Source organism: Salmonella sp. 32120201201600049SM (assembly GCF_017572835.1).
Classification (GTDB): Bacteria; Pseudomonadota; Gammaproteobacteria; order Enterobacterales; family Enterobacteriaceae; genus Salmonella; species Salmonella enterica.
On record NZ_JAGESA010000004.1, the window covers coordinates 115,266 to 135,323 of the forward strand.

The 20,058-nt window shown below is 54.7% G+C and carries 20 protein-coding genes and 3 tRNA genes; 15 read left to right on the forward strand and 8 right to left on the reverse strand.

Annotated features, from left to right (window positions below; translation table 11 throughout):
• The first annotated feature begins 248 nt into the window (after window positions 1-248).
• Entirely contained in the window at window positions 249-485 is a 237-nt protein-coding gene (locus J4650_RS11205; RefSeq protein ID WP_000941879.1) for a DUF1435 domain-containing protein, read from the forward strand.
• Between the two features lie 31 nt (window positions 486-516).
• Here the strand turns inward: J4650_RS11205 and J4650_RS11210 are convergent.
• The 4 genes from J4650_RS11210 to rsmC form a co-directional block, all read right to left on the reverse strand.
• Window positions 517-603 (reverse strand) — tRNA-Leu (locus tag J4650_RS11210).
• Window positions 604-634: 31 nt separating this feature from the next.
• Window positions 635-721, reverse strand: a tRNA-Leu gene (locus J4650_RS11215).
• Between the two features lie 27 nt (window positions 722-748).
• Window positions 749-835, reverse strand: a tRNA-Leu gene (locus J4650_RS11220).
• A gap of 190 nt (window positions 836-1,025) precedes the next feature.
• Window positions 1,026-2,054, reverse strand: a complete 1,029-nt coding sequence (gene rsmC, locus J4650_RS11225) for a 16S rRNA (guanine(1207)-N(2))-methyltransferase RsmC (RefSeq protein ID WP_001272273.1) — start codon at window positions 2,052-2,054, stop codon at window positions 1,026-1,028.
• A gap of 102 nt (window positions 2,055-2,156) precedes the next feature.
• Here rsmC and J4650_RS11230 point away from each other — a divergent pair, with 102 nt between their 5' ends.
• The 8 genes from J4650_RS11230 to J4650_RS11265 all read left to right on the forward strand — a co-directional run bounded on the left by J4650_RS11230 (window position 2,157) and on the right by J4650_RS11265 (window position 8,641).
• Window positions 2,157-2,594 carry a DNA polymerase III subunit psi gene (locus J4650_RS11230; RefSeq protein WP_000203996.1) on the forward strand — a complete coding sequence of 146 codons (438 nt, stop codon included), beginning with the start codon at window positions 2,157-2,159 and terminating at the stop codon, window positions 2,592-2,594.
• Window positions 2,539-2,985, forward strand: coding sequence for a ribosomal protein S18-alanine N-acetyltransferase (rimI, locus tag J4650_RS11235; RefSeq protein WP_001092435.1), 447 nt, complete (start codon window positions 2,539-2,541; stop codon window positions 2,983-2,985). The genes J4650_RS11230 and rimI overlap by 56 nt, the downstream gene beginning before the upstream one ends.
• A gap of 21 nt (window positions 2,986-3,006) precedes the next feature.
• A complete protein-coding gene (yjjG, locus tag J4650_RS11240) occupies window positions 3,007-3,684 on the forward strand; it encodes a pyrimidine 5'-nucleotidase (protein WP_000870686.1) in 678 nt (225 codons plus the stop codon).
• Window positions 3,685-3,775: 91 nt separating this feature from the next.
• Entirely contained in the window at window positions 3,776-5,365 is a 1,590-nt protein-coding gene (prfC, locus tag J4650_RS11245) for a peptide chain release factor 3 (RefSeq protein ID WP_000175965.1), read from the forward strand.
• A 401-nt stretch (window positions 5,366-5,766) separates the two neighbouring features.
• A complete protein-coding gene (osmY, locus tag J4650_RS11250) occupies window positions 5,767-6,384 on the forward strand; it encodes a molecular chaperone OsmY (RefSeq protein WP_000178963.1) in 618 nt (205 codons plus the stop codon).
• A gap of 128 nt (window positions 6,385-6,512) precedes the next feature.
• Window positions 6,513-6,674 (forward strand): DUF1328 family protein, encoded by a 162-nt coding sequence (locus J4650_RS11255; protein ID WP_000490276.1) that lies wholly within the window; start codon window positions 6,513-6,515, stop codon window positions 6,672-6,674.
• 123 nt (window positions 6,675-6,797) lie between these two features.
• The gene (locus tag J4650_RS11260) at window positions 6,798-7,871 is read left to right on the forward strand and encodes a patatin family protein (RefSeq protein WP_000531546.1); all 1,074 of its coding nucleotides are present in this window, start codon (window positions 6,798-6,800) and stop codon (window positions 7,869-7,871) included.
• Window positions 7,868-8,641: a metal-dependent hydrolase gene (locus tag J4650_RS11265; RefSeq protein WP_000119009.1), complete on the forward strand. Its 774-nt coding sequence runs from the start codon at window positions 7,868-7,870 to the stop codon at window positions 8,639-8,641. The genes J4650_RS11260 and J4650_RS11265 overlap by 4 nt, the downstream gene beginning before the upstream one ends.
• 32 nt (window positions 8,642-8,673) lie before the next feature.
• On the opposite strand, the gene J4650_RS11270 is transcribed toward J4650_RS11265, so the two are convergent.
• The gene (locus tag J4650_RS11270; RefSeq protein WP_023993834.1) at window positions 8,674-9,537 is read right to left on the reverse strand and encodes a YjjW family glycine radical enzyme activase; all 864 of its coding nucleotides are present in this window, start codon (window positions 9,535-9,537) and stop codon (window positions 8,674-8,676) included.
• On the reverse strand, window positions 9,509-11,059 hold the full coding sequence (locus J4650_RS11275; RefSeq protein ID WP_023993833.1) for a YjjI family glycine radical enzyme: 1,551 nt from the start codon (window positions 11,057-11,059) through the stop codon (window positions 9,509-9,511). The genes J4650_RS11270 and J4650_RS11275 overlap by 29 nt, the downstream gene beginning before the upstream one ends.
• Window positions 11,060-11,318: 259 nt before the next feature.
• On the opposite strand from J4650_RS11275, the gene deoC reads away from it, so the two are divergent.
• The 5 genes from deoC (at window position 11,319) to yjjJ (ending at window position 17,255) form a co-directional block, all read left to right on the forward strand.
• The gene (gene deoC, locus J4650_RS11280; RefSeq protein WP_001519713.1) at window positions 11,319-12,098 is read left to right on the forward strand and encodes a deoxyribose-phosphate aldolase; all 780 of its coding nucleotides are present in this window, start codon (window positions 11,319-11,321) and stop codon (window positions 12,096-12,098) included.
• Window positions 12,099-12,221: 123 nt separating this feature from the next.
• A complete protein-coding gene (deoA, locus tag J4650_RS11285; protein ID WP_023993832.1) occupies window positions 12,222-13,544 on the forward strand; it encodes a thymidine phosphorylase in 1,323 nt (440 codons plus the stop codon).
• Between the two features lie 51 nt (window positions 13,545-13,595).
• Window positions 13,596-14,819 carry a phosphopentomutase gene (deoB, locus tag J4650_RS11290; RefSeq protein WP_000816454.1) on the forward strand — a complete coding sequence of 408 codons (1,224 nt, stop codon included), beginning with the start codon at window positions 13,596-13,598 and terminating at the stop codon, window positions 14,817-14,819.
• A gap of 209 nt (window positions 14,820-15,028) precedes the next feature.
• The gene (gene deoD / locus J4650_RS11295; RefSeq protein WP_000224865.1) at window positions 15,029-15,748 is read left to right on the forward strand and encodes a purine-nucleoside phosphorylase; all 720 of its coding nucleotides are present in this window, start codon (window positions 15,029-15,031) and stop codon (window positions 15,746-15,748) included.
• Between the two features lie 178 nt (window positions 15,749-15,926).
• The gene (gene yjjJ, locus J4650_RS11300; protein WP_023258239.1) at window positions 15,927-17,255 is read left to right on the forward strand and encodes a type II toxin-antitoxin system HipA family toxin YjjJ; all 1,329 of its coding nucleotides are present in this window, start codon (window positions 15,927-15,929) and stop codon (window positions 17,253-17,255) included.
• 4 nt (window positions 17,256-17,259) lie between these two features.
• On the opposite strand, the gene lplA is transcribed toward yjjJ, so the two are convergent.
• Window positions 17,260-18,276 carry a lipoate--protein ligase LplA gene (gene lplA / locus J4650_RS11305; protein ID WP_023993831.1) on the reverse strand — a complete coding sequence of 339 codons (1,017 nt, stop codon included), beginning with the start codon at window positions 18,274-18,276 and terminating at the stop codon, window positions 17,260-17,262.
• Window positions 18,277-18,309: 33 nt separating this feature from the next.
• Entirely contained in the window at window positions 18,310-18,954 is a 645-nt protein-coding gene (locus J4650_RS11310; RefSeq protein ID WP_000090067.1) for a YtjB family periplasmic protein, read from the reverse strand.
• Window positions 18,955-19,070: 116 nt separating this feature from the next.
• Here J4650_RS11310 and serB point away from each other — a divergent pair, with 116 nt between their 5' ends.
• On the forward strand, window positions 19,071-20,039 hold the full coding sequence (gene serB / locus J4650_RS11315) for a phosphoserine phosphatase (protein WP_001132983.1): 969 nt from the start codon (window positions 19,071-19,073) through the stop codon (window positions 20,037-20,039).
• The last annotated feature ends 19 nt before the right edge of the window (window positions 20,040-20,058 follow it).

Sequence of the window (20,058 nt, forward strand, 5' to 3'; positions counted from 1 at the left end):
GTAATTGTCGTTATTTATCGGTGATATACACGGAATCGGGCGCCAACATGAAAATAACGTATGAGAAAAGGTCGCCTAAAGCGAGGTGTTGTTGTTTTTACGTTAACAGTCGGACAATTTATCACCTTACTGAATACGTGTCATCAACCGTTAAGTAAAACTCATCTCTTTAGCTTTCTCCCTGGCTGACAAATGAGAAAATATATCATATGATATTGGTTATCATTATCAATTCCAGAGGTAAAACCATGTTGCAGCGGACGTTAGGCAGCGGATGGGGCGTGTTATTGCCTGGAGTGATTATCGTTGGACTGGCGTTTATCGGCCTGTCAGCTTATGCGCTGAAGCTGTTGATTGTATCAGGATTGCTACTGTCTGCGTTGATGTTGTATCACAAACAATTACGGCATTTTGTACTGCTGCCATCGTGTATGGCGCTTATTGGCGGCATGATGTTGGCAATGATGAACTGGAATCAGGGATGAAAATGAAGAGACAAAGGAAGGATAAGATAATTGGTGCGAGGGGGGGGACTTGAACCCCCACGTCCGTAAGGACACTAACACCTGAAGCTAGCGCGTCTACCAATTCCGCCACCTTCGCACAGTTATCTTACTTTTTGATATCGCCTCGTTGGTGCGAGGGGGGGGACTTGAACCCCCACGTCCGTAAGAACACTAACACCTGAAGCTAGCGCGTCTACCAATTCCGCCACCTTCGCCCAGTGCGAGCAATATCAACGTGGTTTTGGTGCGAGGGGGGGGACTTGAACCCCCACGTCCGTAAGGACACTAACACCTGAAGCTAGCGCGTCTACCAATTCCGCCACCTTCGCATACCATCAATTCTTGAAAAGAATCACTACCACGGAGGCGCATTCTAGTGGTTTTCAGCTATTCGTCAATAGTTAATTGCATGGGACAGATTGATTGCTGCAAAAATGGGCGCGAGACGTAGGTTGGATAAGACGCCTGGCGTCGCCATCCGGCACATGCAACCAGATGGCGCTGCGCTTATCAGGCCAACTATTTCTTCGCCTGACGGGTCATCACGGTACGATAAACCTTAAAGCGCCCGGTTTGCGCGATGACTTCATGGAAGCCAAAAGTCTCATCCAGAATCTTAGGATAGGGCAGAAAGGCGTTCGCCACGATGCGTAACTCTCCGCCGCTGTTCAGATGGCGCACTGCGCCGCGAATGAGCGTTTGCGCCGCATCGAGGCTGGTTTGCATTCCGTCGTGGAACGGCGGGTTGGAGATGATCATGTCAAAACGTCCTTTGACTTCCGAAAAGACGTTGCTGGCGAATACCTCGCCTTCAAGACCATTAGCGGCAAGCGTGGCGCGGCTGGCTTCCACCGCCGGCGCGCTGACGTCACACAGCGTCAGGCGCACTTTCGGCGAATGGCTGGCCAGCGCGGCGGAAAGCACGCCAGCGCCGCAGCCGACATCCAGCACTTTACCTTTGGTGTGCGGCGTCAGCGTAGACAACAGCAGTTGGCTACCGACATCCAGTCCGTCGCGGCTGAATACGCCCGGCAACGTTTTGATGGTCAGCCCGTCGATATTGTACTCGGCCCACCAGGATTCAAGACTAAACTGCGGCTGCTTTTCCAGACGACCATGGTAAAGGCCGCAACGTCGCGCGCTATCTACTTTGTTCAGCGGCGCATAGTCCGCCAGCATCTGTTCGGCGCTACGCACGCCGCTGCGGTTTTCCCCCACGACGAAAACATCGCTGCCCGACGGCATCAGCGACAAAATATTCATCAACTGGAACTGCGCTTCGGGTTTATTTTTCGGCCAGTAGTAGATCAGCGTATCGCAGTCAGCGACATCGCTGGCTTGCGCGACCAGGCTAAAACGGACGTTATCGCCCATCTGGCGGCTTAATACCTGCCAGTGGTGAAACTGTTGCGTATGCGCGCGGCTGGCGGCGCATTCAAAGCGCGCGGGCAGGTCATCCTGCAAATCTCCGGCAAAAAGAATACGGCTTTGTTCGAAATCATCACTGTGGCGCAGCAAGACTTCACTTGCCGGGGTAAAAGCAGACATGGAATGCTCCTTAATTCAGACTGGCGGCGATTATAGTAGTTTGATGGCGCAGATTCGACAGATTTGCTATATTTGCGCCCCTGATTACAGGAGCGTTTCGCTATGACATCCCGACGAGACTGGCAGTTACAGCAACTGGGTATTACGCAGTGGGCGCTGCGACGTCCTGGCGCGCTACAGGGCGAGATTGCGATTTCCCTTCCCGCGCACGTTCGTCTGATCGTGGTTGCAGAGGAATTACCCGCGCTGAACGAGCCGCTAATGCGCGATATTTTACGCGCGTTGACCGTGAGTCCCGATCAGGTTTTACCCCTGGCGCCTGAGCGCGTCGCCATGCTGCCGCAGGGCAGCCGTTGTAATAGCTGGCGGTTAGGAACTGACGCGCCGCTCCAACTCGAAGGCGCTCAGGTCACGACGCCGGCGTTTAATGAACTCCGGGCAAACCCGGCGGCACGCGCCGCACTATGGCAACAAATCTGCGAACATGAACACGATTTCTATCCTCAGCACGACCGATCTCCCCGCAGCCTGGCAGATTGAGCAACGCGCTCATGCGTTTCCGTGGAGCGAAAAAACGTTTTTCGGCAACCAGGGCGAACGGTATCTCAACCTTAAGCTGACCGCTGATGACAGAATGGCCGCGTTTGCCATTACACAGGTGGTGCTGGACGAAGCGACGCTGTTCAATATTGCCGTCGATCCGGATTTTCAGCGTCGGGGGCTGGGGCGTATGCTGCTTGAGCATCTGATTGATGAACTGGAAAAACGTGGGGTTGTAACGCTATGGCTGGAGGTACGCGCCTCTAACGCTGCCGCCATCGCGCTGTATGAAAGTCTGGGGTTTAACGAGGCGACGATTCGCCGCAATTACTATCCCACGGCACAAGGGCATGAGGACGCCATCATCATGGCGTTACCGATAAGCATGTAATAAAAGAGGCAAGGTGTAATGATGAAGTGGGACTGGATTTTCTTTGATGCCGATGAAACGCTGTTTACGTTTGATTCTTTCACCGGCTTACAGCGGATGTTCCTTGACTATAGCGTCACCTTTACCGCTGAGGATTTCCAGGATTACCAGGCCGTGAATAAGCCGCTATGGGTGGATTATCAGAACGGCGCGATTACCTCATTACAATTGCAGCACGCGCGCTTTCAAAGTTGGGCTGAACGGCTAAACGTTGCGCCGGGGCTGCTGAATGACGCTTTTATTAGTGCGATGGCGGAGATCTGTTCTCCTTTGCCGGGCGCCGTTTCGCTACTTAATGCGATTCGCGGGCAGGCTAAAATCGGTATTATTACTAACGGTTTTACCGCGCTACAACAAACTCGTCTGGAGCGCACCGGGCTGCGTGAGTATTTCGATCTGCTGGTGATTTCCGAGCAGGTTGGCGTCGCGAAGCCCGATCCGAAAATCTTTAACTACGCCCTGGAGCAGGCGGGGAATCCTGACCGCTCGCGCGTATTAATGGTTGGCGATACCGCGGAATCCGATATTCTTGGCGGCATTAACGCCGGGCTGTCGACCTGCTGGCTTAACGCGCATCATCGCGAGCAGCCCGCGGGTATTCATCCAACCTGGACTGTGGCGTCATTAAGCGAACTGGAGCAGCTCCTGTGTAAACACTGATTGCCTCCCCCAGGTTGATGGGTAAAATAGCCGCATTTTTCGTATTCAACATGCGTGGTCAAACGCCGCGCTTACTCAAGAAGATTTGACTATGACGTTGTCTCCTTATTTGCAAGAGGTGGCCAAACGCCGCACTTTTGCCATCATTTCTCACCCGGATGCCGGTAAAACCACCATTACCGAAAAAGTGTTGCTGTTCGGACAGGCGATTCAGACCGCCGGTACGGTAAAAGGCCGTGGCTCCAGCCAACATGCAAAATCTGACTGGATGGAGATGGAAAAACAGCGTGGTATCTCCATCACCACCTCGGTGATGCAGTTCCCGTATCACGACTGTCTGGTGAATCTGCTGGATACCCCGGGGCACGAAGACTTCTCCGAAGATACCTACCGTACTCTGACGGCGGTGGACTGTTGTCTGATGGTGATCGACGCCGCGAAAGGCGTTGAGGACAGGACCCGTAAGCTGATGGAAGTTACCCGTCTGCGCGATACGCCGATCCTGACCTTTATGAACAAACTCGACCGTGACATCCGCGACCCGATGGAGCTGCTGGATGAAGTCGAGAACGAGCTGAAAATCGGCTGCGCGCCGATCACCTGGCCGATTGGCTGCGGCAAGCTGTTTAAGGGCGTTTATCACCTTTATAAAGATGAAACTTATCTGTATCAGACCGGTAAGGGCCACACCATTCAGGAAGTGCGCATCGTTAAAGGGCTGAATAACCCGGATCTGGACGCCGCCGTCGGTGAAGATCTGGCGCAGCAGCTGCGCGACGAGCTGGAACTGGTGCAGGGCGCGTCTAACGAGTTTGATGAAGAGCTGTTCCTGGCAGGGGAAATTACCCCGGTATTTTTCGGTACCGCGCTGGGTAACTTTGGCGTTGACCATATGCTGGATGGTTTAGTGGCGTGGGCGCCCGCGCCGATGCCGCGTCAAACCGATACCCGCACAGTGGAAGCCTCGGAAGAGAAGTTCACCGGTTTTGTCTTTAAAATTCAGGCCAATATGGACCCGAAACACCGCGACCGCGTGGCGTTTATGCGCGTGGTTTCCGGTAAGTATGAGAAGGGCATGAAGCTACGCCAGGTCCGTACCGGCAAAGATGTGGTGATTTCCGACGCGTTAACTTTTATGGCGGGCGACCGTTCGCACGTTGAAGAAGCGTACCCGGGCGATATTTTGGGTCTGCATAACCACGGCACCATTCAGATCGGCGATACCTTCACCCAGGGCGAGATGATGAAGTTTACCGGTATCCCGAACTTTGCGCCGGAACTGTTCCGTCGTATTCGCCTGAAAGATCCGCTCAAGCAGAAGCAGTTACTGAAAGGGCTGGTGCAGCTTTCTGAAGAGGGGGCGGTGCAGGTATTCCGTCCCATCTCCAACAACGATCTGATTGTCGGCGCCGTGGGCGTTTTGCAGTTTGACGTTGTTGTCGCGCGCCTGAAAAGCGAATACAACGTTGAGGCGATTTATGAATCCGTCAACGTGGCGACGGCGCGCTGGGTGGAAAGCGCCGATGCGAAGAAATTCGAAGAGTTCAAGCGTAAGAATGAAACACAACTGGCGCTGGATGGCGGCGACAACCTCACCTATATCGCCCCCACGATGGTTAACCTGAACCTGACCCAGGAACGTTACCCTGACGTTCAGTTCCGTAAAACGCGCGAACACTGATCCCTTTCCGGGCGCGGCATCCGCCGCGCCTTCGTACTTTCCCTGCCTTTTTAACCGCTTACGGAATGTTCTTAAATCCCGCGTTTTTTCTCCGATCTGCCTGTTTTTTATACGCATCGACAAGCGATTTTAAAATTGTGATCTATATTTAACAAAGTGATGACATAAATGTCGGCTTTAATGCCTGTTCAATGCGTGAATATGAGAGCTTAAAGCTGAGATTTGTTTCAGTCACGATATTAATAACTGAAACGGAAGGGTGGCAGGCGACGCGTCGTTACAAATTCACGAATGTGATGCCAGTCATTGACTTCAGAAACCGGTGAGTTTCACCGCATTCAGCAATGCAACCTCGTGTTGCCTGAGCTCAAATTACGAGCAAACTATACAGGACAAAATCGATGACTATGACAAGACTGAAGATTTCTAAAACTCTGCTGGCCGTAATGTTGACCTCTGCTGTTGCGACAGGTTCTGCCTTTGCAGAAAACGCAACAACGGACAAGGCGCAAAGCGGAACCGAAACCGCAGGGCAAAAAGTCGATAGCTCTATGAATAAAGTCGGTAACTTCATGGATGACAGCGCCATCACTGCGAAAGTAAAAGCTGCGCTGGTAGACCATGACAATATTAAAAGCACCGATATTTCTGTCGAAACCAATCAGAAAGTCGTCACCCTGAGCGGCTTTGTAGAAAGCCAGGCGCAGGCTGAAGCCGCCGTGAAAGTGGCGAAAGGCGTAGAAGGCGTGACCTCCGTTAGCGACAAACTTCACGTTCGCGACAATAAAGAAGGTTCCGTGAAAGGTTATGCCGGCGATACGGCCACGACCAGTGAAGTCAAAGCCAAGTTGCTGGCGGACGATCTCGTCCCTTCCCGTAAAGTAAAAGTGGAAACGACCGATGGCGTCGTACAGCTCTCCGGTACCGTTGAAACTCAGGAACAAAGCGACCGCGCTGAAAGCATCGCGAAAGCCGTTGATGGCGTAAAAAGTGTTAAAAACGATCTGAAAGTTCAGTAATTCGTCGTAATTCGTCCTCCCGACGTTTGTCGGGAGGCGTAATGTGCACCACACTAAAAATATCGCGAATGAGTAGCCTGAGCGCTCATATTTAGCGGTCGACATTAACTATGGTAAAGGAGAGGCTTATGTTTCGTTGGGGCATTATATTTCTGGTTATCGCGTTAATTGCCGCCGCATTGGGTTTTGGTGGACTGGCTGGTACGGCTGCCGGCGCGGCGAAAATCGTCTTCGTCGTCGGGATCGTGCTCTTCCTGGTCAGCCTGTTCATGGGCCGTAAACGACCCTAGCAGGCATCTGTAAAGATATATTGCTATCAAGCCAGTCCAGCGGACTGGCTTTTACGGTTTTAGCCGTTAACGTTTTGCGTTACCTTGTCAGCCTGGAAAAAAATGAAAAACAGGAAGGCAGAGGTGGGCCAGCGAATACCGGTTACGCTCGGCAATATTGCGCCGTTATCATTAACACCGTTCCGGCCAGGCCGTATGGCGCTGGTCTGTGAGGGCGGGGGGCAGCGGGGCATCTTTACCGCAGGCGTGCTGGATGAGTTTATGCGTGCGCAGTTTAATCCTTTCCATCTCTACTTCGGCACATCAGCCGGTGCGCAAAATCTCTCGGCGTATCTCTGCAACCAGCCCGGCTACGGGCGCAAAGTCATTATGCGCTATACCACCAGGCGCGAATTTTTTGATCCGCTGCGATTTGTACGCGGAGGAAACCTTATTGACCTCGACTGGCTGGTGGAATCCACCGCCGCCCGGATGCCGCTGCAGATGGATACCGCAGCGCGCCTGTTCGACAGCGGAAAATCCTTTTATATGTGCGCCTGCCGGGGGGATGATTACACGCCGGGCTATTTCTCGCCGACAAAACAAAACTGGCTTGATATCATTCGCGCCTCCAGCGCCATACCGGGTTTCTACCGTACCGGCGTTACGTTAGAGGGCATCAACTATCTGGACGGTGGCATTAGCGACGCCATTCCGGTTCAGGAGGCGGCAAAGCGGGGGGCGAAAACCATTGTGGTGATCCGCACCGTACCCTCGCAAATGTATTACACGCCGCAGTGGTTTAAGCGTATGGAGCGCTGGCTGGGAGAGAGCAGTCTACAGCCGTTGGTCAACCTGGTGCAGCATCATGAAACGTCCTACAGCGCGATCCAACAATTTATTGAAAAGCCGCCGGGTAAGCTGCGGATCATTGAAATTTATCCGCCGAAACCGCTGCACAGCATGGCGCTGGGCAGCCGTATCCCGGCGCTGCGTGAGGATTACAAAACCGGGCGATTATGCGGGCGTTATTTCCTTGCCACCGTTGGTAAATTGCTCACCGCAACGCCGCCTCTCTTGCGCCATACGTCGCGGATTGCCGTGCCGGAAACGGTGGTCGTGCCTCCGGCGCCGGTGGCCAATGATACGCATGTGGCGGAGGTCATTAGCGCGCCGCAGGCAAACGACACCACATTTACCGACGAGGATCTGGCGTGAGCTGGCGCTTTATCGATACACACTGCCATTTTGATTTCCCGCCCTTTACGGGCGATGAGCGCGCCAGTATTCAGCGTGCGTGTGAGGCGGGCGTTGAAAAAATCATCGTGCCGGCGACCGAGGCGGCTCACTTTCCCCGCGTGCTGGCGCTGGCGGCGCGTTTCCCGTCGCTTTATGCTGCGCTGGGATTGCACCCCATTGTGATTGAGCGTCATGCCGATGACGATCCTGATAAGCTGCAACAGGCGCTGGCGCAGCAACAGAACGTCGTGGCGGTAGGCGAGATCGGGCTCGATCTTTATCGCGACGACCCGCAGTTCGCCAGGCAAGAGCGATTTTTAGACGCGCAACTGCAACTGGCAAAACGCTACGATCTGCCGGTGATCCTGCACTCGCGGCGCACGCATGACAAACTGGCGATGCGCTTAAAGCGCCAGGAACTGCCGCGAACCGGTGTGGTGCATGGTTTTGCCGGCAGTCTGCAGCAGGCCGAACGCTTTGTGCGACTGGGCTATAAAATCGGCGTCGGCGGCACCATCACCTACCCGCGCGCCAGTAAAACCCGTGATGTTATGGCGCGGTTGCCGCTGGACGCGCTGTTGCTGGAGACCGATGCGCCGGATATGCCGCTAAAGGGGTTTCAGGGGCAGCCGAACCGCCCGGAGCAGGCGGCGCGCGTATTTGATGCGCTCTGCGAATTACGTCCGGAGCCCGCAGAGGTGATAGCCGATACGCTGTATCGCAATACCATTACCTTGTTTCGGCTCTGATGGCATCGCAGCCGCCGTCCGGCAGGCGACGCTTACAAATATAGCGCCGGCAAAATCAGCTTCGCCACCCCACGCGCGCGCAATCCGTCAGCCAGCCGTTCCACCTCTTGCGGCGTCGCGCCTGGCCAGGCTTTCGCTTCGCCATAGACGCCATGCGCATGAAAGGCATTCAAACGCACCGGAACCTCGCCCAGCGAAGTAATAAACGCCGCCAGTGAATCAATATGCGCCGCATAGTCCACCTGATTCGGGATAACCAGCAACCGCAGCTCCGCCAGTTTTCCCTGCGCAGCAAGAAAGCGGATACTGTGCTTAATATGCGTGTTATCACGTCCGGTCAGACGGTGATGACACTCGCTCTTCCAGGCTTTCAGATCGAGCATTACGCCGTCGCAAACCGGCAGTAGTTTCTGCCAGCCGGTCTCGCTTAACTGACCATTACTGTCCACCAGACAGGTCAGCCGTTGTAACTGCGGATCGGCTTTGATCGCCGTAAATAGCGCCACAATAAACGGTAATTGCGTGGTCGCCTCTCCGCCGCTGACGGTAATACCTTCAATAAACAGCGATGCTTTACGAATATGACGCAGCACATCGTCAACGCTCATGGTCTGCGCCATTGGCGTTGCCTGCTGTGGGCACATTTTCAGGCAGGTATCGCACTGCTCGCAGACGTCCGACCGCCATACCACTTTCCCGCCATCAACGCTGAGGGCGTGATGCGGACACTGCGATACGCATTCCCCGCAGTCGTTACAGCGTCCCATCGTCCACGGGTTATGGCAATTCTTGCAGCGCAAATTGCAGCCCTGTAAGAATAATGCCAGGCGGCTGCCTAGCCCATCGACGCAGGAAAACGCAATGATCTTACTGACTAAAGCGCATCTGTTGTTCATGGCTGACTACGCGTGGCTGTCGTTCCAGGATGCGGGTATTACGTGCGGCTTCTTCTCCCAGCCAGGTGGTATTCGTGCGCGAGCCTTCGGCGCGAAATTTCGCCAGATCCGACAGGCGCACCATATAACCGGTGACGCGCACCAGATCGTTGCCGCTGACATTGGCGGTAAATTCCCGCATCCCGGCTTTGAACGCGCCAAGACAAAGCTGAACCAGCGCCTGCGGATTACGCTTGATGGTTTCGTCCAGCGTCAGAATGTCGCTGATCCCGGCATGATAAAAGGCATGGTGCGGCGCGACGGTTTGCAAATGGGTGATAGGGTCCGGTTCATCGCCATACGGCAGACGCGCGCCCGGCGTAGTGCCGATATCGGAGCTGATGCCAGACTGGGCATGGAGCAGCGCCCGTTGCTTCCAGCCATACTTCACTGGCGTATTTTCGACGAAATCCGCCAGTTGGGCGCTGATACGGTAGCCCAGCTCGTTCGCCGTTTCATTTTTGCCATAACGGGCGTTCAGGCCCGCGTTTTCGCACAGCAGGTTCACGGCTTCCGCCAGCCCGTACATACCGAACATCGGCGCAAAACGTTCGGGATCGATCAAACCTTCCTGTACAAGAAAGCTATTCTCAAAGAAATGTGACTTTTCATAGAGGAATTCACATCGTGAATTAATGATGGCGATCTGCTGTCGGCAGTAGTGCGGTAGCGTGCGTGAAAAGAAGTCATCGACAGACGTACTGCGTTCTGCCACGGCTTTCAGGTTGAGACGTACCAGCGTACTGCCGCCGCCGCCAAGCGGTAGCGAGTTATAACAACTGACGATGCCATAATGGCCTTTTGTGAAAATTGTATCATTTACAGGGCCATTGGAAATGTGTGGCTTACTACATTCACAAATGTTTTTGGCGACCTCCAGCAGCAGATCGTCCGGCGTAATTTCCGCATCGTAGATAAACGTCAGGTTAGGCGCCACCTGCTTTAGCTCGGCATCAGCGCGCAAAATCGCTCGTGTGACAGGCGTATCGGCAGGGCCAATATTGGCATGCATAAAGGCGTCTGGCAGCGTTCTGTCGAGATAACGCCAGAAACGTTTTATTCGAATATCGATCGCATCTTGTGTTAGAATTCTAACATACGGTTGCAGCAACGCATCAAGCTGGCCGAGATAAACCGGCATGGACGTCACGGAAGGAACGTGATGATACAGAATGGTGAGTAGGGATAACGCATCATCCAGATCTTTCGCGCCTTCCAGTTCCAGCCACTGTGAACCGTTAGCCAGAAATCGGGCGTAATCGGGCAACACGTAGCGCGGTTTGAAGGGGGCGTGCCCCTCAAACATATCGCAAATGACGCCTTCATCCAGCGCCTGGCGGGCATCTTCCGGCAGGGTGGGATAAGGCAGGGCGTTTTCAGCTTCCAGCGCCAGAAAATGGCGTTTTTGTTCAGGCGTGAGCACCGGGCTGGTCACAATTTGCTGGCAACGCTGCTGGAGCGCAGTTTCGCATGAGGCAGGCATCTTCGTTTCCTCTTTATGCCGGGACGATGCGCTATTGTAGAAAATGGCGGCAAACCGACTTTGATCCTGATGCGCTTATCGCTCGAAGAACAGGCGGTGACAGCGGGATAATTTGATTCAGATCTCATTACAGTAATGCAAATTTGTACGTAGTTTTCATTAACTGTGATGTATATCGAAGTGTAAACGCGAGTGAATGTTAGAATATTAACAGACTCGCAAGGTGAAATTTTATACGGCAATGCCGTTGGAGAATGTCATGACTGATTTAAAAGCAAGCAGCCTGCGTGCGCTCAAACTGATGGATCTGACCACTCTGAACGATGACGACACCAATGAAAAAGTGATCGCGTTGTGTCATCAGGCAAAAACCCCGGTCGGGAATACGGCGGCGATTTGCATTTACCCGCGTTTTATCCCGATTGCGCGTAAAACTCTGAAAGAACAAGGTACCCCGGACATCCGCATTGCAACGGTGACTAACTTCCCGCATGGCAATGATGACATCGATATTGCGCTGGCGGAAACCCGTGCGGCGATCGCCTACGGCGCTGACGAAGTGGACGTGGTATTCCCGTACCGCGCGTTGATCGCCGGTAACGAGCAGGTGGGTTTTGATCTGGTAAAAGCCTGTAAAGACGCTTGTGCCGCAGCGAACGTATTGCTGAAAGTGATTATCGAAACCGGCGAGCTGAAAGAAGAGGCGCTGATTCGTAAAGCCTCTGAAATCTCCATCAAAGCCGGTGCGGATTTCATCAAAACCTCTACCGGTAAAGTGCCGGTAAACGCTACGCCGGAAAGCGCGCGCATCATGATGGAAGTGATCCGCGACATGGGCGTTTCCAAAACCGTTGGCTTCAAACCGGCGGGCGGAGTACGTACGGCGGAAGACGCGCAGAAATTCCTCGCGATTGCAGACGAACTGTTTGGCGCTGACTGGGCAGATTCTCGTCACTACCGCTTTGGCGCATCCAGCCTGCTGGCAAGCCTGCTGAAAGCGCTGGGTCACGGCGACGGTAAGAGCGCCAGCAGCTACTAAGCTCTGATTTGCCGGATGGCGCTGCGCTTATCCGGCCTACAAATCCAGGCCTGTAGGCCGGATAAGGCGTTAACCGCCATCCGGCGATGTAAGCCTTCTACTCTTTTCCCTCAGGAGGGTACCGTGTTTCTCGCACAAGAAATTATTCGTAAAAAGCGTGATGGTCATGCGTTGAGTGACGAAGAAATTCGTTTCTTTATCAATGGTATTCGTGACAATACTATCTCTGAAGGGCAGATTGCCGCCCTGGCGATGACCATCTTCTTCCACGATATGACCATGCCGGAGCGTGTTTCGCTGACCATGGCGATGCGGGATTCCGGTACTGTCCTTGACTGGAAAAGCCTGAATCTCAATGGCCCGATTGTCGATAAGCATTCGACCGGCGGCGTAGGGGACGTGACGTCTCTGATGTTGGGGCCAATGGTAGCGGCCTGCGGCGGTTATGTGCCGATGATCTCCGGTCGCGGCCTCGGACATACCGGCGGTACGCTCGACAAACTGGAAGCGATCCCGGGCTTCGATATCTTCCCGGACGACAACCGTTTCCGCGAAATTATTCAAGACGTGGGTGTGGCGATTATTGGGCAAACCAGCTCGCTTGCACCGGCGGACAAACGTTTTTACGCCACCCGCGATATTACCGCGACGGTGGACTCTATTCCGCTGATCACCGGCTCCATCCTCGCCAAGAAACTGGCCGAAGGGCTGGATGCGCTGGTAATGGACGTCAAAGTCGGCAGCGGCGCGTTTATGCCAACCTATGAACTTTCTGAAGCCCTTGCTGAAGCGATTGTCGGCGTGGCAAACGGCGCGGGAGTTCGCACTACGGCGTTGTTAACCGATATGAACCAGGTGCTGGCTTCAAGCGCCGGTAACGCGGTGGAAGTGCGTGAAGCCGTGCAGTTCCTGATCGGTGAATACCGCAATCCGCGCTTGTTTGACGTTACCATGGCGCTATGCGTGGAGATGCTGATCTCCGGTCAGCTGGCGAAAGACGACGCCGAAGCGCGTGCCAAACTGCAGGCGGTGCTGGATAACGGTAAAGCGGCAGAAGTCTTTGGTCGTATGGTGGCCGCGCAGAAAGGGCCGAGCGATTTCGTTGAGAACTACGATAAATACCTGCCGACCGCCATGTTGAGCAAAGCGGTATATGCTGATACCGAAGGGTTTATCAGCGCAATGGATACGCGTGCGCTGGGGATGGCGGTCGTCTCGATGGGCGGCGGCCGTCGTCAGGCGTCTGATACCATTGATTACAGCGTTGGCTTTACCGACATGGCCCGTCTGGGCGACAGCATCGACGGGCAGCGCCCGCTGGCGGTGATTCATGCCAAAGACGAAGCCAGTTGGCAGGAAGCGGCGAAGGCCGTCAAAGCGGCAATTATCCTTGACGATAAAGCGCCAGCAAGCACACCTTCGGTCTATCGTCGAATTACTGAATAGTTGTATACTGATCTGATCAATTATTTTTGAAGCACTAAGTACGGAGAAGATATGAAACGTGCATTTATTATGGTGCTGGACTCATTCGGCATCGGCGCTACTGAAGACGCGGATCGTTTTGGCGACGTAGGTTCCGACACTCTGGGCCACATCGCAGAAGCTTGCGCCAAAGGCGAAGCTGACAATGGCCGTAAGGGCCCGTTGAATCTGCCTAACCTGACTCGTCTGGGGCTGGTGAAAGCGCATGAAGGCTCTACCGGTAAAATTGCCGCCGGCATGGACGGCAACGCGGACGTTATTGGCGCATACGCATGGGCGCACGAACTGTCCTCCGGCAAAGATACGCCGTCCGGCCACTGGGAAATCGCCGGCGTGCCGGTGCTGTTCGACTGGGGCTATTTCAGCGACCACGAAAACAGCTTCCCGCAGGAACTGCTGGATAAGCTGGTAAAACGCGCCAACCTGCCGGGCTATCTCGGTAACTGCCACTCTTCCGGTACGGTCATTCTGGACCAGCTCGGCGAAGAGCACATGAAAACCGGCAAGCCGATTTTTTACACCTCCGCTGACTCCGTGTTCCAGATTGCCTGCCACGAAGAGACCTTTGGCCTGGATAAACTCTACGAGCTGTGCGAAATCGCCCGTGAAGAGCTGACCGAAGGCGGCTACAACATTGGCCGCGTGATCGCGCGTCCGTTTATCGGCGACAAGGCCGGTAACTTCCAGCGTACCGGCAACCGTCACGACCTGGCCGTAGAACCGCCAGCGCCGACCGTGCTGCAGAAACTGGTCGATGAAAAACAGGGCCACGTGGTGTCCGTCGGTAAGATTGCCGACATCTACGCCAACTGCGGCATCACTAAGAAAGTGAAAGCGACCGGTCTGGACGCGCTGTTCGACGCGACCCTCAAAGAGATGAAAGAAGCGGGCGATAAAACCATCGTTTTCACTAACTTCGTTGACTTCGACTCTTCCTGGGGCCACCGTCGCGACATCGCGGGCTACGCCGCAGGTCTGGAGCTGTTTGACCGCCGTCTGCCGGAGCTGATGGAGCTGGTGGGTGAAGATGACATTCTGATCCTGACCGCTGACCACGGCTGTGACCCGAGCTGGACCGGTACTGACCATACCCGTGAGCACATTCCGGTGCTGATCTACGGTCCGAAAGTCAAACCGGGCTCTTTAGGTCACCGTGAAACCTTCGCGGATATCGGCCAGACGCTGGCGACCTACTTTGGCACATCGCCGATGGACTACGGTAAAAACATGCTGTGATACCCGTTGTCTTTTGCGCTGTAGATGCGTTGACTTCATTCGCTCACCCCGGTCACATAGTTAATCTATGCTCCCGGGGACTCACGAATTCGTCGCCTTCCTGCAACGCGAAATCCTTAGGGTATTTGACTGTTTTTGCACACGTTTTGTAGGCCTGATAAGGCGTAGCCGCCATCAGGCAATAACAACAAATTTAAAGGGAACTGAAGATGGCAACTCCACATATTAATGCAGAAATGGGTGATTTCGCTGACGTCGTATTGATGCCGGGCGACCCGCTGCGTGCGAAGCACATTGCTGAGACTTTCCTCGAAGATGTCCGCGAAGTGAACAACGTTCGCGGCATGTTAGGTTTCACCGGGACTTACAAAGGCCGTAAGATCTCCGTGATGGGCCACGGTATGGGTATCCCGTCCTGCTCCATCTACACCAAAGAGCTGATCACCGATTTCGGCGTGAAGAAAATCATTCGCGTCGGCTCCTGCGGCGCTGTGCGCATGGACGTCAAACTGCGCGACGTGGTGATCGGTATGGGTGCCTGCACCGACTCCAAAGTGAACCGTATCCGTTTTAAAGATCATGACTTCGCGGCTATCGCTGACTTCGACATGGTACGTAACGCGGTTGACGCGGCAAAAGCGCTGGGCGTAGACGCGCGCGTGGGCAACCTGTTCTCCGCAGACCTGTTCTATTCTCCGGATGGCGAAATGTTCGACGTGATGGAAAAATACGGCGTACTGGGCGTAGAGATGGAAGCGGCGGGTATCTACGGCGTTGCGGCTGAGTTTGGCGCGAAAGCGCTGACCATCTGCACCGTATCTGACCATATCCGTACCCACGAGCAGACCACTGCCGCTGAACGTCAGACGACCTTCAACGACATGATCAAAATCGCACTGGAATCCGTGCTGCTGGGCGACCAGGAGTAAGCAGCAAATCGACCCGGACGAGGTGCGTCAAGGCCTGGTCCGGGTAATGCCAGCGTTATATCCACTCTCTTCTGATAATCTATTCATCTTTCCTCTCGCTCTTTCTTTGTTTGTATTGACAATCAAAGGGCTGTGTCCTTAAATCCATTCAAGTATCTATTCATTAATCTATTCATCTATGAGCGCATTAACCGATTTGCTCTTACAGGGGCCGAGTTCCGCCGCTGAATTAAGATCATCGCTGGCCGTTAGTCAGGCGACGTTCTCTCGTCTGGTTTCCGCGCATCAGGACGTCATCCAGTTTGGTAAAGCTCGTGCTACGCGCTACGCGCTTGTTCGGCCTGTTCGCGGCGTCGCGGCCTTTCCCCTCTGGCAGGTCAATGCACAAGGACAGGCCGCTAAGTTTGGCGTTCTTTATCCGTGTTGGCCTCAGGGGAGTTGCCTGGTTGCGCTTGATACAGGTGAATGGCAATGGTTTGACAGCCTGCCATGGTATCTGACCGATCTTAGGCCACAGGGATTCCTTGGGCGAGCCTGGGGAAGGACCGTGGCTGGGTATGCGCATCTGCCTGATGACATCCGGTTGTGGCAAGAGGATGAAGTCCTGTATGCGCTGCGGGCGTATCAGGGTGAAAATGCGGGCGGCTGGATCGTGGGTGAGGAGAATTACCAGCGTTGGGTGACCGCGCCGGATGCGACGGCGATTACGCAGTCCGAAAAACTCAATCGCTATCAGCAGCTGGCGGAAGACGCGCTCGCAGGTGAGGTCATTGGCTCTTCAGCTGGTGGTGAGCAGCCTAAATTTGCCTGTTTTGCAGAAACAAGATGGGGCAATCAGAACGTACTGGTGAAATTCAGTGCGCGTGAAAGGAACGCCGTTTCTGAACGCTGGAGCGACCTCTTGATTGCCGAGTCCATCGCATTAGCCGTGCTTTCTGCCGCCAGCATCAACGCCAGCTTAGCCACGGCTATTTGCAGCGAGGGAGGACAGGTCTTTCTGGAAAGCATTCGCTTCGACTGCACCGGGATACGTGGTCGTCGGCAAATTGTTTCCCTGGAGGCGTTGCAAGGCGAGTATGCATCTTCGCCAGGCATCTGGCCGGTGGTCACGCATCGGCTTGCCGGGCAGGGCATTATAGATGCTGTTGCCCATCAGCAAATTGAGAAAATTTGGGCGTTTGGTCGGCTTATCGCCAACAGCGATATGCATGCGGGTAACCTCTCGTTTTATTACTCCGATGCCCCGATGGCGCTCGCGCCTGTCTATGATATGTTGCCGATGGCTTACGCTCCGGCGGCATCGGGCATGTTGCGCTACGCGCCTGTCGACATTCGTGTGGAGGCCACAATCGATAAGAAAGCGTGGGAATTTGCCTTGCCGTTGGCCGAGCGCTTTTGGGTGCTGGTCGCTGATGATAAACGCATCAGCGCGGGCTTTCAGGAGATTGCCCGCGCGATGGTGGGAAAATTGAAGTTAGCCGCGCAGACCATCGGGCGGCTGGCGTAGACGCTTAGCGTACAGCTTGAGCCATCCACGCAGCCAGTTCCCGCAGCTCACCTTTCTGAGCCGGGAATTCAGTAATTAAAGATTCGCAGGCCTGCTCCAACACATCCACTCGATACTGGCAGCCTTGTAAACGCTCGCCTAAGGCTTCCAGCGGTGCCGGGTTCAGGCTATCGGTAAACACCTGCGCACGGGTAATCACACCTTTCTCGACGTCAAAATGCAGCTCGACGCCGCCCCAGGTAAAACGTTCGTCCAGCAGATGGCTGAACGCCGGTGCCTGGCCGAAATTCCACTCCCAACTGCTCTGGCGCGCAAAGGTTTCGGCAAAATTCGGCAGATCCGGCGTTTTATCCGGTGAAATCACTTCCGCGTCGACGCGTTCGCCGTAATGGGCGAAAAAGGCTTCTGTGACCGCCTGGCAGACCTGTTCATGGGTGATACCCGGTAATAGCTCGGTAAGATTAGCCACGCGGGAGCGAACGGAGGTAATCCCTTTCGCCGCAAGTTTCTTTTTATCGGGATTCAGATAGTTCGCCAGACGGCTGAGGTCGGCGTTCAACAGCAGCGTACCGTGATGGAAGCCGCGATCTTTGGTTTCGCGATAGGCTGAACCGGAGACTTTGCGATCGCCGTCCGGCGTTCTTACGACCAGATCGTTGCGTCCCGAAGCATCGGCCATGACCCCCAGCGAATTCAGCGCCGCGAGCACAATATGGGTGGAGATGGTTTTATCGTATTCCGGTTTACCGGCCATAAAGGTAAAGCAGGTATTACCGAGGTCATGGAATACCGCGCCGCCGCCGCTGCTACGGCGGGCCAGACGGACGTTATCTTCTTCCATACGCCGCGTATTACACTCTTTCCACGGGTTTTGCGCGCGTCCAATGACCACCGTATCCGCGTTGCGCCACAGGAACAGCACGCGCTGGGTGGCGGGCATCTGGCGGAAAATGCACTCCTCGACCGCCAGGTTAAACCAGGGATCGTAAGAGTCAGAAATAAGCAGGCGTAATGTTGTCATAGTGGTTTTCCTTACCTTTATTAAGCCGTCATTTTACTCTTTTTCCTCACGTTCTTCCTCTTCCGGAACAGGCTTGCTGGCCGTTAGCAGGAAGGGCGACTGCTGCCAGCGGGTGCGTTTACCTTGTAGCAAGGTGCGCGTCAGCACCACGCCTATCGCCAGCGAGAGTAGCAGCATCAGGCGTAGAATGTTGGTGGTGTTATCGACCTGCTTTGCTTCGGTGGCCAGCGTGTGGGTATCCAGCGTCAGGCGCAGGTAACCCAAGGGGCCGTTTTTCCCCTGGATAGGCTCGACAATTTGTTGGTTAAAATAGCTGCCCGCTTTTTTGCCATCCAGCGCCAGCCTGTCGCGCACATTGACGCTTTCGCCAGCGCGAGTAATAAGATCGCCCTGTTCATCATAGACGCCGGCATCCAGAATACGGCTCTCTTGCGTGAGCTGACGCAGCACGGCGTTGATGCGATTTTCATCCGGTGTTTCGCTGCGCATCAGCGGGGCGATGTTGAGCGTCACCTGGCGCGCCAGCGTGCGGGCCAGCTCTTCCAGCTGCGGATTGCGCTGTCGCTGGTGGTTTTGACTAAACCATGAAGCGCCCTGCATGAGCGCGACGAGCAGCGTGAGACAGAACAATACAATGACTGCACGATGCAGCCGAAATTTCAGTTTTGCGCGAGCCATATTCCACCTGCTGAAAATTTGAGGCTTAATGTTGCCAGAAGCGATGGTTACAAGGTAGCCTCATGCGTTATTTTCCGCGGGGCGGTTACCGGCCTGAACGATTTACAGGAGCTTTAATGCCTAACATTACCTGGTGCGATCTGCCTGAAGATGTCTCTTTATGGCCTGGTTTGCCTCTTTCTTTAAGCGGCGACGAGGTGATGCCTCTGGATTACCATGCAGGCCGCAGCGGTTGGCTGTTGTATGGGCGCGGGCTGGATAAGCAGCGTTTAACTCAATATCAGACCAAACTGGGCGCCGCAATGGTGATTGTCGCCGCCTGGTGCGTGGAGGATTATCAGGTCATTCGTCTGGCGGGGTCGCTGACGCCGCGTGCGACGCGGCTGGCGCATGAGGCGCAGCTGGATGTCGCGCCGCTGGGTAAAATTCCGCATCTGCGCACGCCGGGGCTGCTGGTCATGGATATGGATTCCACGGCGATCCAGATTGAGTGTATCGATGAAATCGCTAAGCTGGCCGGTACCGGTGAGAAGGTGGCTGAAGTGACGGAGCGCGCGATGCGAGGCGAGCTTGATTTTACCGCCAGCCTGCGTAGCCGCGTGGCGACGCTAAAAGGCGCGGATGCCGATATTTTGCGCCAGGTGCGCGGGAATCTGCCGCTAATGCCAGGATTAACGCAGTTGGTGCTAAAACTGGAAGCACTTGGCTGGAAAATCGCTATCGCCTCCGGCGGCTTCACTTTCTTCGCCGACTATCTGCGTGACCAGCTACGCCTGACGGCGGCGGTCGCCAATGAGCTGGAGATCATGGACGGTAAATTTACCGGTCACGTTATCGGCGATATTGTGGATGCTGAGTATAAAGCCAATACCTTGCTTCGTCTGGCGCAAGAGCATGACATCCCGCTGGCGCAGACGGTGGCGATTGGCGACGGCGCTAACGATCTGCCAATGATCAAAGCGGCAGGGTTAGGTATTGCCTTCCATGCCAAGCCAAAAGTAAACGAAAAGACGGAGATTACGATCCGCCACGCTGACCTGATGGGCGTGTTTTGCATTCTCTCCGGCAGCATGAACCAGAAATGATTAACCTGCCCAATGGCAA